Genomic DNA, 11365 nt, shown 5'->3' on the forward strand with positions numbered 1-11365 from the left:
GTTGAGTTCTCAAGGAACGGACGCTTCCTTTGTACTCACCCTCTCGGGCTTTCCTCCGGGCTTCCCTTCGGTCTTGCGTTTCCGACTCTATCAGACCCTTTTCCGATCCGATTTCCTCGGTGCTTTCCAGGTTCCCGCTCTCACGTTTCCCTTTCCGGCGGTCCCAACATTATCAGAAGTTTTGAGCCGGTCTGACCGGCCGTCGTTTCCGATTCATCGGGAAGGGGCTTCTTTGAAATCAAAGTTTCTAGAAGCAGACAGACACTCACTGCTGCCGAGCCAGGTTGCTACCGAGCTCCAGACAACTGTTTGAATCTACCTCCTCGCCAGCTCCGTGTCAACGGCTCTTCCGGGGCGAAGGAGACAGTAGCAGCTCAGCGGAGGTGCGCGCACATCAGGCGGCCGTCGGCACGGTGGCGCTGCGCTCGGCTGCCTCGACGTCGCCGGTGTCTCCGGCGCGGACCGCTCGGGCGCCCAGGACATAGACGTACGCGAGGAAGGCCAGTTCAGCGGCGATACCGATGCCGATGCGGGCCCAGGTGGGCAGGCCTGAAGGGGTGACGAAGCCTTCGATGGCGCCGGAGATGAAAAGGACCAGCGCCAGGCCTATCGCCATGCCCACGGCGGCTCGACCCTCCTCGGCCAGAGCCGAGCGTCGGGAGCGCGGGCCCGGGTCGATCACCGTCCAGCCGAGGCGCAGTCCTGTGCCGGCCGCGACGAAGACGGCGGTCAGCTCGAGCAGGCCGTGAGGGAGGATGAGGCCGAGGAAGGTGTCGAGGCGCCCCGCTGAGGACATCAGGCCGAACCCGACGCCGATGTTGAGCATGTTCTGGAAGAGGATCCAGAGGACCGGAAGGCCCAGGAAGACCCCCAGGACCAGGCACATGGCTGCGGCCTGGGCGTTGTTCGTCCAGACCTGAGCTGCGAAGGAGGCTGCGGGGTGGCTCGAGTAGTACGTCTCGTACTGACCGCCGGGGCGGGTGAGCTCGCGCAGTTCGGTGGGGGCCGCGATCGAGGCCTGTACTTCGGGATGCGTGCCGATCCACCAGCCCAGGAGGGCCGCCACGGCCGTCGACAGAAGCGCTGTGGGTACCCACCAGTGGCGCGACTTGTAGACCGCGGCCGGGAAACCGTGGGTCAGGAAGCGGGTGACGTCGCGCCAAGAGGCGCGGCGGGTTCCTGTGACGGCGCTACGCGCGCGTGCCACCAGTTGGCTGAGCCGACCGGTCAGTTGCGGGTCGGGGGCGCTGGACTGGATCAGGGACAGGTGGGTGGCGGTGCGTTGGTAGAGGGCGACGAGTTCGTCGGCCTCGGCGCCCGTGAGGCGGCGCTGACGCCGGAGCAGCGCGTCGAGGCGGTCCCATTCGGCCCGGTGGGCGGTGACGAAGACGTCGAGGTCCATCGGTCTGCCTGCTCCTCGGCTGGTCGTCGGCGGTTCGTCGCGGGGTCAGCTTGTCGTACTGCGGTGCGCCGCGCCCTCAGCTTGGCAGACTGGCGGTTCTCGGGGCAGGCCAGGGGAAGGACGGCGGACTGACGTGAGTGATCTGGTGACGGGCGAGGCGGTGGCGCTTGAGTTGCGCCCCGCGAAGCTGCCCAGCAGAGGGTTGGCCGTACTGATCGATCTGGCCGTGGCCGTGACCGCCTATGTCGTCGTGACCATCGCTCTGGTCGCCGCCACCGCGTCCCTGGACGAAGCGGCGCAGGTCGCGTTGTCGATCGCGGCGTTTCTTCTCGTGCTGGTGGGGGCCCCGATCGCGGTCGAGACGCTCAGCCATGGACGTTCGCTCGGGAAACTGGCGTGCGGGCTGCGGGTGGTGCGGGACGACGGTGGGCCGATCCGGTTCCGGCATGCGCTGGTGCGGGGGGCGATCGGTGCGGTCGAGATCCTGATGACGTTCGGGGTCGTCGCCTGTATCGCTTCCCTCGTCTCGGCTCGAGGGCGTCGGCTCGGTGACGTGTTCGCGGGGACTCTGGTCGTACGGGAACGGGTGCCGGCCGCGCGGACGGGCTTCGTTCCACCGCCTCCGCCCTGGCTTGCCGGGCGTTTCTCGGCGCTTGACCTGTCGGCGGTGCCGGATGGTTTGTGGCTTGCGATCCGCCAGTATCTGACGCGGATGCAGCAGTTGGATCCGCAGGTCGGTTGGGCCATGGCGGAGCGGCTCGCCGCTGATCTCACAGCTCGTACGGGAGCTCCGGCGCCGCAGGGCGTGCCGCCGGCCGCGTTTTTGGCGGCGGTGGTGCAGGAGCGGCAGGCGCGGGAGGTTCGCCGCGCCTTCGGCGCTGGTGCGGGGATGATCGGGGCGCCGGCTGGTGCGGGGTATCCGGGTGGTTCGCCGGACGGTGGGGGTGGGCCGGGCGCCGGTGGTGCGCCGCACGTTGCTGGTGGGCCGGGTATGTACGGGCCTCCGGCGGTGCAGCCCTCGGCGGCCGTCGCTCAGCCCACCCCGTACAGCGCGTGGTCCGCTCCGGCAGGGGAGGGTGAGACGGTGGCTCCGGCCCCGAACAGCGGTGTTGTCGGTGGGCCCGTGCCGGTTCGGCCGCCCCAGCCTCGGGAGACGCCACAGCAGACGCCGGCTGCCGATCGGCCCGGCACCGGGTTCGTGCCGCCCGCCTGACGGTGGAGAGCAGCGGTTGAGGGTGGCGTGTCGCTCGGCAAGCCGACCGTCTCGACCTGTGCGCCCAGGGTCCTCGCTCAGGCCGATGCCGACGGCGGGGACTCGAGGTCTTCCAGCTCGATTCCGGGTGCCGCGAGCACCACGTCGCCGGCGATGTGAACGGTGTGCTGCTCCCCCGTGTCCAGGGCTGTGACCTGGTATTCCTCCACGGTCAAGGGGCCGTTGTCAGTGCCGTGTGCTTCTCTTTTCAGCAGGGCCCAGGACTGGTCCACGGTGCGCGGTGCGAGGACCGGGTCCGTGAAGGCGACGAGGCGTACGCGCGTTGCTGTGGAGGAGGGGGTGAGGCGGAGGAGACGGGTGGTGGCGACGAGGAATGCGGGGGATGTTCCGGTGAAGGCGTGGGCGGCGACGTTGCCTTCCGTCGCATGGGTTCCGGAGGGGTCCGTGCGGACCCAGGTGACGCCGTCGAGGGCGGCACCGCGGACCTGCCAGCTTGCGGCATGCAGTTCCAGGCGGATGGGGCGGCCGAGTTCGTCGAGGGTGAGGTCGACGGAGCCGCTGTGGTCGCCCGAGGGGGTGGTGAGTTGGGAGACGTAGCGCCAGCCGGAGGGGCCGGGTGCGCAGTGGAAGTGCTCTTCTGCGAGGGGGGTGTGATCGTGCGGATCGTGGAGCGAATAGCGGCCGCGGGGCATGGGGGTCCTGGTCGTGGGGCTTGACGGGATGGTCCGGCCTCGGCGGGCAAAGGGGCAGGCCCCCGGCACGGGGGTGCGGGGGCCTGCCTCTGAGGACCTGCTGTTGCGGGAGCGCGTCAGTGCACGGACGTGCTCGCCGCGAGCCGAGGTACGGGCTCAGTAGCGGTAGTGGTCCGACTTGAACGGGCCGTCGACCTCGACGCCGATGTAGGCGGCCTGCTCGGGGCGCAGCTGGGTCAGCTTCACGCCGAGCGCGTCCAGGTGGAGGCGGGCGACCTTCTCGTCGAGGTGCTTGGGCAGCACGTAGACGCCGGTCGGGTACTCGTCGGGCTTGGTGAACAGCTCGATCTGGGCCAGGGTCTGGTCCGCGAAGGAGTTGGACATCACGAACGACGGGTGACCGGTGGCGTTGCCCAGGTTCAGCAGGCGGCCCTCGGACAGGACGATGAGCACCTTGCCGTCGGGGAACTTCCAGGTGTGAACCTGCGGCTTGACCTCGTCCTTGACGATGCCGGGGATCTTGGCGAGGCCGGCCATGTCGATCTCGTTGTCGAAGTGGCCGATGTTGCCGATGATCGCCTGGTGCTTCATCTTGGCCATGTCCGAGGCCATGATGATGTCCTTGTTGCCGGTCGTGGTGATGAAGATGTCGGCCTTGTCGACGACCTCGTCGAGGGTCGTGACCTGGTAGCCGTCCATCGCCGCCTGGAGGGCGCAGATCGGGTCGATCTCGGTGACGATGACGCGGGCGCCCTGTCCGCGCAGGGACTCCGCGCAGCCCTTGCCCACGTCGCCGTAGCCGAAGACGACCGCGGTCTTGCCGCCGATGAGGACGTCGGTGGCGCGGTTGATGCCGTCGATCAGGGAGTGGCGGCAGCCGTACTTGTTGTCGAACTTCGACTTGGTGACGGCGTCGTTGACGTTGATCGCCGGGAACAGGAGGGTGCCGTCGCGCTGCATCTCGTACAGGCGGTGGACACCGGTCGTGGTCTCCTCGGTCACGCCGCGGATCTCGGAGGCGACCTGAGTCCACTTCTGCGGGCTCTCAGCCACCGTGCGGGTCAGCAGCTGGAGGAACACCCCGTGCTCCTCGGACTCGGCGGTCTCGACGTCCGGGACCTTGCCGTCCTTCTCGTACTCGACGCCCTTGTGGACGAGCATCGTGGCGTCGCCGCCGTCGTCCAGGATCATGTTCGGGCCGCCGGTGGGGGTGTTCGGCCAGGTCAGCGCCTGCTCCGTGCACCACCAGTACTCCTCCAGGGTCTCGCCCTTCCAGGCGAAGACCGGGATGCCCTGGGGGTTGTCGGGCGTGCCGTTCGGGCCGACGGCGATGGCGGCGGCCGCGTGGTCCTGGGTGGAGAAGATGTTGCAGGAGGCCCATCGGACCTCGGCGCCCAGGGCGGTGAGGGTCTCGATGAGTACCGCGGTCTGGACGGTCATGTGCAGGGAGCCGGTGACACGGGCGCCGGCCAGGGGCTGCGCCTCCGCGTACTCCTTGCGGATCGACATCAGGCCGGGCATCTCGTGCTCGGCGAGGGTGATCTCCTTGCGGCCGAACTCGGCCAGGGAGAGGTCGGCGACCTTGAAGTCCTGTCGGTTTTCGACAGTCGTCATTCGAGCTGCTCCTCGGGATTGGGGCGAGGTGGGTACGGCTGGCCTGCGCGGCGGCGGACACAGGGGTGCCCCGAAGGAGGACACAGCATGCCCGCGTGCGCGCAGCGCAGTCCGTCGGAGGCCCTCTCTCCCTCGGCCGGTCCGCGGTGGGACCGCCCGACCGCCATCAGCAGCGACGTCTGGCTCCCACCCAAGCTACACGGTGGGCCCGGCCGTCCCCAGTCCGCCTCCGGACACATTGCGCCGATCACCGACCGGCTCAGGCGTCGGTGGTGGGCTGCCGGGAGGGCGGTAACAGGACACTCACGAACGGGAGGACAGGAGGGAGCGGACCAGGACAAGGGGTGCTCTCGCGCCTTTGAGCCTGGGTGCGGGTGTTGCAGGATGCCAGGAGATCGGAACCTCTGATCGATCCGGCGGGGCGTCAGGGACGGCGTTTCGCGTGACAAAGGCGTGAGGAGATCGATGTGACCATTTCGGCCGGCCCTCCCCCCACGGGCAGCGGCGATGGCGAGCGCGGGCGGCTGAAGCTGCTCGCGGTGACCGCGTGCCCGACCGGCATCGCGCACACGTACATGGCGGCGGAGAAACTCGCCCAGGCCGCCGAGAGCCGCGGTATCGACATGAAGGTGGAGACGCAGGGATCCATCGGGGCTGAAAACGTCCTTGATGACAACGATGTCAAGCATGCGGACGGTGTCATCGTCGCCGCGGACAAGGATGTGGACCTGAGCCGTTTCGTGGGCAAGCGGGTCCTCACCGTCGGCGTGGCGGAGGGCATTCGCCACCCCGAGCGGCTGATCGAGCGGGTGCGGTCGGCGCCGGTTCACACCGGGGGCGGCCCGGTCAGGCCTGCCTCCCGGGAGGGCGGCAAGGAGCGGAGTGTCGCGTACAAGGCGCTGATGAACGGGGTCAGTTACATGATCCCGTTCGTGGTGGTCGGCGGGTTGCTGATCGCCGTCTCGCTGTCGCTCGGCGGGCACACCGACCCCTCCGGGGGTCTCGTCATCCCGGAGGACTCCTTCTGGATGGACGTGAACAACATCGGCGTCATCGGCTTCACGCTGATGGTGCCGATCCTGTCCGGATACATCGCCTACGCCATCGGGGACCGGCCCGCGCTCGTGCCGGGCATGATCGGTGGCTGGATCGCCAACACGGGGTCGCTGTACGACTCGAAGGCGGGCGCCGGTTTCATCGGGGCGATCGTGACCGGGTTCCTCGCCGGGTATCTGGTGCTGTGGATCAAAAAGGTCAAGGTCCCGAAGTTCGTGCAGCCGATCATGCCGATCATCGTGATCCCGATCGTGGCGACCACGACGCTCGGGCTGTTCTTCGTCTACGTGATCGGGAAGCCGATCTCGTGGGTGTTCGAGCACCTGACCGACTGGCTCAGCGGGATGACGGGCACGAGTGCGATCCTGCTGGGCGCGATTCTCGGCCTCATGATCGCCTTCGACATGGGCGGACCGGTCAACAAGACGGCGTTCCTCTTCGGCGCCGGGCTCATCGCGACCGGCAACCAGACGGTCATGGGCATGTGCGCGGCAGCGATCCCGGTCATGCCGCTGGGCCAGGGCCTGGCCACGCTGATACGGAAGCGGCTGTACACCGAGCAGGAGCGCGAGACCGGCCTGGCCTCGCTGTTCATGGGGTGCTTCGGCATCTCCGAGGGTGCGATCCCGTTCGCGGCGGCGCGGCCCGCACAGGTCATCCCGGCCAACATGCTGGGCGGCGCGGTGGCCGGTGCGGTCGCCGGGGTCGCCGGTGTGGAGGACGCGGTGCCGCACGGCGGACCGATCGTCGCGGTGCTGGGCGCGGTGAGCGGCGTGCCGATGTTCTTCGTGGCTGTGGTGATCGGCACGGTGGTCACCGCGCTGACGACGGTCACACTGGTCGACATCAGCGAGCGGAAGCGGCGCGGTGCGGCGGTCGCCGGCAAGAGTGCGCCGGGGGCCGAGCCCGCGCTGGTCGGGGCGGGCGTTGGTCCCGCCGTGTCGCAGCAGGCCATGACCGGGACGGCTGGCACTGGCGTGAGCGCGTCCGCCGGGGAGGCAGCGGGGACCGCGGGGGAAGCAGGGGCCGCGCCGCCCGCAGCCGACGACCACCCCGACGGCGGCGGCCCGGTCCTCTCCGGCTACCTCACCGGGCGGACCGTGAAGGTCTCGCTCGACGCGCGTGACAAGGAGGCCGCCATCCGGGAGATGGCAGGGCTGCTCGCGCGGAGCGGCAAGGTGGCTGACGGGGACGAGCTGGTGCGGACGGCGTTGCGGCGCGAGGAGCAGGGCACGACCGGGCTGGGCGAGGAGATCGCGATTCCGCATGCCAAGACGGACGCGGTGACCGCGCCCGTGGTCGGGTTCGCGCGGTCCGTCGAGGGGGTCGAGTGGGGTTCCCTGGACGGGACGAAGGCGAAGCTGGTCTTCATGATCGCCGTGCCGGAGGCGGCCGCGGGTGACGAGCATCTGCGGATTCTGGCGCTGCTGTCGCGGAGGTTGATGGACGCCGGGTTCCGCGAGCGGCTGACGGCGGCCGCGGATGAGGCTGCCGTTCTCGGCGTGCTCGGCGAGATCCGGTAGACGCGCGGCGGGGTCCACCGAGCGACTCGGTGGACCCCGCTACGGACGAGACCGCCGTACGGGATGTCCGTACGGGAAAGACGCTCGGAATCAGTGGCCGGCGTCGTGCGGCGTCGGGCCGCCTGGGGCGGCCTTGCGGTCGGCGCCCTTGGCGGCCTCGGTCTCGCTGTAGATGTCCGGTTCGAGGTAGATGACGCGGGCGATCGGGACGGCCGCGCGGATGCGGGACTCGGCGGCGTTGATGGCGGCGGCGACCTCGGTGGCCGTGTCGTCGTGCTGTACGGCGATCTTGGCGGCGACCAGCAGTTCCTCGGGGCCGAGGTGGAGGGTGCGCATGTGGATGATGCCCGTGACGGTGTCGCCGTCGACGATGGCGGCCTCGATCTTGTGGACGTCCTCGATGCCCGCGGACTCACCGAGCAGCAGGGACTTGGTCTCTGCGGCCAGGATCAGCGCGATCAGGATCAGGAGGACACCGATGCACAGGGTGCCGATGCCGTCCCAGACGCCGTCGCCGGTCGCCAGGGCCAGGCTCACGCCGACGAGGGCCAGGATCAGGCCGACGAGGGCGCCCAGGTCCTCGAGGAGGACCACGGGCAGTTCAGGAGCCTTGGCGTGGCGGACGAAGTCCTTCCACGACCTCCCGGCCCGCAGCGGGTTGGACTCCTTGATGGCCGTCCGGAAGGAGAACGTCTCCGCGATGATCGCGAACACGAGGACGCCCACCGGCCAGTACCAGTGCTCGATCTCGTGGGGGTGCTTGATCTTCTCGTAGCCCTCGTAGATCGCGAACATGCCACCGACCGAGAAGAGCACGATCGAGACGAGGAAGGCGTAGATGTACCGCTCGCGGCCGTAGCCGAAGGGGTGTTGCGGGGTGGCCTCGCGCTGGGCCTTCTTGCCGCCGACGAGCAGCAGGGCCTGGTTGCCCGAGTCCGCGAGTGAGTGCACGGACTCGGCGAGCATCGATGACGATCCGCTGAAGAGGAACGCCACGAACTTCGCTACCGCGATCGCGAGGTTGGCGGCGAGTGCCGCCACGATCGCCTTGGTGCCGCCTGACGCGCTCATGTGTTCGCGTTGTCCCTTCGTACGCCGTCCCGGGCTTTGCCCGTCCTTTGCGGTGGGCCATTGTTGCAGCCCGGCAGGACGGTGGCGCGCCAGGGCGCCAAGTGGTCGCTCAGACGATGACGGTCGCCCGGAAGATCGTGCCGGTCCCGGACAGCTCTGTGTGTTCTCCCGCCGGTACGAACACGGACTGGCCCGGGGCGAGTTCCGTGTCGCCGGCGCGGACCGTGCCCGCCGTGCACAGCAGGATCTGCGGGGTCGCGCGGGTGAGGTCGTGGCCGGTGGCGCCCTCAGGGAGGACGTACCTGGAGAGCCGGAACTCGTCGATCGGGGTCGCGTAGACCTCCTCGCCGTCGGGGGACGCCTCCGGGCGCAGCACGCCCGGGTCACCGGCCTCGAAGCGGACGACGCGCAGGAGTTCGGGGACGTCGACGTGCTTGGGAGTCAGGCCGCAGCGCAGGACGTTGTCGGAGTTGGCCATGATCTCGACGCCGAGGCCGCTCAGGTAGGCGTGCGGGATGCCTGCGCCGAGGAACAGGGCCTCGCCCGGCTGGAGTCGGACATGGTTGAGGAGCATCGCGGCGATGACGCCGGGGTCGCCCGGGTAGTGGTGGGCGATGTCCGCGTAGGGCGCGTGGTCGCCGCCGAGTCGGGTGCAGGCGGTCGCGGCCTCGGCGACCGTGCGGGCCATCTCCTCGGGGTCGGCGGTCAGGATCGCGGTGAGGACCTCGCGCAGGGCGGCTTCCTCCGGGTGGGCGTGCAGCAGGTCGACGTACGGCTTGAGGGAGTCGACGCCGAGCTGGTCGAGGAGGTCGGCGGCCTGCGCCGGGTCGAGGAAGCCGCACAGGCCGTCGAACTCGGTGAGCGCGCAGATGAGTTCGGGCTTGTGGTTGGCGTCCTTGTAGTTGCGGTGCCCGGCGTCCACGGGGATGTTGCGGCGCTCCTCGTCCTCGTAACCCTCCTTCGCCTGGGCGAGGTTGGGGTGCACCTGAAGGGAGAGCGGGGCGCCGGCGGCGAGGATTTTGAGGAGGAAGGGCAGGCGGGGGCCGAACTTGGCTACGGCCTTCTCGCCCAGTTCCCGTTCCGGGGCCGCCTCGATGATGTCGACGAGCGTGCCGCGGGCGGTGCGCGAGGGGGCTCCCGGGTGGGCGCCCATCCACATCTCCGCCTGCGGTTCGCCGGTCGGCTCGGTGCCGAGCAGCTTCGGGATCGCTGTGGTGGAACCCCAGGCGTAGGGGCGGACGGTGTTGTCGAGGCGGTCCATGCTGTGTCTCTGTCTCCGTACGTACGCTGCTCGGCGGGCTCTGGTCACAAGGCGCGGGACCAGATCAGGCCCTTGAGGCGAGCGCCAGGTAAACGGCGGCGAAATCCGTGACGGCGATCAGTTCCGCGAGGGTCTCCAGTTCGCCACCGGTCTCCGGCTCCAGTTCGCTGATCGGCGTGTCGTGACCGAGGGCCAGGTCGCGGGCGGCGGGGGCGGCGGTGAGGCCGCCGATCGGGCGGTCGCGGAGCAGCACCACGCGCGCGTGCAGGGCGGGCGACTCCTCGACGCGGTCGCGGAAGAAGTCGTTGGGGTCGGCGCTCGCGGCGAGCCGGCCCGCGAGCAGGGCGCTGTGCGCGGCGAGTGCCTCGGGCAGTTCGGCGACGACGGCCGGGGCGCCGGAGAGTTCGGCGAGGGCCGCGGCGAAGCGGCGGCCGGCGGGGCCCGCGGAGGTGCCCTCGGTCCAGATGACCGGGAGGGCGTCGGCCAGTTCGGCGGCCAGGGTCTTGGCCGGGTTGCTGTAGGTGACGATGGCTGGCCCGCAGCGCTCGGCGATCTGGTCGAGGCGGTCGGCGACCTTCCCCAGGGCGTCGGGCGGGGCGGTCAGCAGACCGGTGCGGTCCAGGAGCGCGAGCAGCGGGGTGAGCAGCGCCCACAGCACGCCGGGGGCAGACGCGGCGAGGGGTTCGTCCTGGTCGTACGGGGCGGTCGCCATCGGTACGAAGAGGCCGTGGGCGCCGTCGATCGCCTCGGCGAGCGGCGAGTGGGACGGGGCCACGGCGACGACGCTGCAGCCTCGGCGGTAGGCCTGTTCGGCGAGCAGGGACAGGCCCGGCTCGCTGCCGTCGGGGGTCGCGATCAGCAGCAGGTCCACGGAGCCGGCCCAGCCGGGCAGCTCCCAGCGCATGGCGCCCGCCGCGGGGGCGACGCCGGTGGGGGCCAGGCGGGTGACGGGGCTGCCGGCGCCGGCGAGGGTGCCGAGGAGGTCGGCGGCGTGGGTGGCGGCGGCACCGGGGCCCGCGATGAGGACTGCGCGGGGGCGGCCGTCGGGTTTGAGGTCGCCCACGCCGGCCTCGGCGGCGTGGCGGGCGGCGGTGCGGACGCGGGCGCCGGCTTCGGCGGCGCCGCGGAGCAGGCCGCGGTGGTCGGCCTCCGAGAGTGCCTCGGGGTTGTCGAGCAGCGATTCGTCGAGCATGGGCGGGCAGCCTCCGGTCGCCGGGTCGTCGGTTTCGCGGGTCTCCGGGTCGCCAGGTCGTCGCTTACGCGGGGCGGCGGGCCTCGTCGACGAGGAGGACGGGGATGCCGTCGCGGACGGGGTACGCCAGGCCGCAGTCCTGGCCGGTGCAGATCAGCTCGGCGTCCTGCTCCTTGAGGGGGGCGTGACAGGCCGGGCAGGCGAGGATCTCCAGGAGGCCGGCTTCGAGCGGCATGGGGTGTTCCCTTCGGGGGCGAGGTCGCGTGCGCTTGCTTGTGCGGATGTGCCTGGTCAGCGTACCGCCGGTGGGGGTGGGGCGGTGGGGTTCGGCCGGGCGGGGT

At 70.3% G+C, this 11365-nt stretch carries 9 protein-coding genes; 2 read left to right on the top strand and 7 right to left on the bottom strand.

Annotated elements, in window-relative coordinates; all coding sequences use genetic code 11:
- Positions 1-394: 394 nt before the first annotated feature.
- A complete protein-coding gene (locus ACZ5XS_RS31150) occupies positions 395-1402 on the bottom strand; it encodes a stage II sporulation protein M (RefSeq protein ID WP_468656918.1) in 1008 nt (335 codons plus the stop codon).
- 133 nt (positions 1403-1535) lie between these two features.
- On the opposite strand from ACZ5XS_RS31150, the gene ACZ5XS_RS31155 reads away from it, so the two are divergent.
- Positions 1536-2615 (top strand): RDD family protein, encoded by a 1080-nt coding sequence (locus ACZ5XS_RS31155; RefSeq protein ID WP_468656920.1) that lies wholly within the window; start codon positions 1536-1538, stop codon positions 2613-2615.
- Between the two features lie 77 nt (positions 2616-2692).
- On the opposite strand, the gene ACZ5XS_RS31160 is transcribed toward ACZ5XS_RS31155, so the two are convergent.
- Together ACZ5XS_RS31160 and ahcY are read right to left on the bottom strand one after the other, a co-directional pair.
- Complete coding sequence (locus tag ACZ5XS_RS31160) at positions 2693-3307, bottom strand: hypothetical protein (RefSeq protein WP_468656921.1); 615 nt, start codon at positions 3305-3307, stop codon at positions 2693-2695.
- Between the two features lie 156 nt (positions 3308-3463).
- The gene (gene ahcY / locus ACZ5XS_RS31165) at positions 3464-4921 is read right to left on the bottom strand and encodes an adenosylhomocysteinase (protein ID WP_468656923.1); all 1458 of its coding nucleotides are present in this window, start codon (positions 4919-4921) and stop codon (positions 3464-3466) included.
- Between the two features lie 467 nt (positions 4922-5388).
- Between ahcY and ACZ5XS_RS31170 the strand changes: the two genes are divergently transcribed.
- Entirely contained in the window at positions 5389-7500 is a 2112-nt protein-coding gene (locus ACZ5XS_RS31170; RefSeq protein WP_468656925.1) for a fructose-specific PTS transporter subunit EIIC, read from the top strand.
- A gap of 90 nt (positions 7501-7590) precedes the next feature.
- Here the strand turns inward: ACZ5XS_RS31170 and ACZ5XS_RS31175 are convergent, their stop codons facing one another.
- From ACZ5XS_RS31175 to ACZ5XS_RS31190, 4 genes are all read right to left on the bottom strand, one after another.
- Complete coding sequence (locus tag ACZ5XS_RS31175) at positions 7591-8571, bottom strand: cation diffusion facilitator family transporter (RefSeq protein WP_468656927.1); 981 nt, start codon at positions 8569-8571, stop codon at positions 7591-7593.
- A gap of 109 nt (positions 8572-8680) precedes the next feature.
- Positions 8681-9832, bottom strand: a complete 1152-nt coding sequence (gene manA / locus ACZ5XS_RS31180) for a mannose-6-phosphate isomerase, class I (protein ID WP_468656929.1) — start codon at positions 9830-9832, stop codon at positions 8681-8683.
- Between the two features lie 64 nt (positions 9833-9896).
- Positions 9897-11024 (bottom strand): SIS domain-containing protein, encoded by a 1128-nt coding sequence (locus ACZ5XS_RS31185; RefSeq protein WP_468656931.1) that lies wholly within the window; start codon positions 11022-11024, stop codon positions 9897-9899.
- 64 nt (positions 11025-11088) lie between these two features.
- Complete coding sequence (locus ACZ5XS_RS31190) at positions 11089-11259, bottom strand: Trm112 family protein (RefSeq protein ID WP_020940431.1); 171 nt, start codon at positions 11257-11259, stop codon at positions 11089-11091.
- Positions 11260-11365: the final 106 nt, after the last annotated feature.

Source organism: Streptomyces sp. NPDC033131 (assembly GCF_055578365.1).

Coding starts and splice junctions, on each gene's coding strand:
- manA (WP_468656929.1), bottom strand. CDS start 9,832: ATGGACCGCCTCGACAACACCGTCCGCCCCTACGCCTGGGGTTCCACC.
- ACZ5XS_RS31185 (WP_468656931.1), bottom strand. CDS start 11,024: ATGCTCGACGAATCGCTGCTCGACAACCCCGAGGCACTCTCGGAGGCC.
- ACZ5XS_RS31175 (WP_468656927.1), bottom strand. CDS start 8,571: ATGAGCGCGTCAGGCGGCACCAAGGCGATCGTGGCGGCACTCGCCGCC.
- ACZ5XS_RS31150 (WP_468656918.1), bottom strand. CDS start 1,402: ATGGACCTCGACGTCTTCGTCACCGCCCACCGGGCCGAATGGGACCGC.
- ACZ5XS_RS31160 (WP_468656921.1), bottom strand. CDS start 3,307: ATGCCCCGCGGCCGCTATTCGCTCCACGATCCGCACGATCACACCCCC.
- ahcY (WP_468656923.1), bottom strand. CDS start 4,921: ATGACGACTGTCGAAAACCGACAGGACTTCAAGGTCGCCGACCTCTCC.
- ACZ5XS_RS31190 (WP_020940431.1), bottom strand. CDS start 11,259: ATGCCGCTCGAAGCCGGCCTCCTGGAGATCCTCGCCTGCCCGGCCTGT.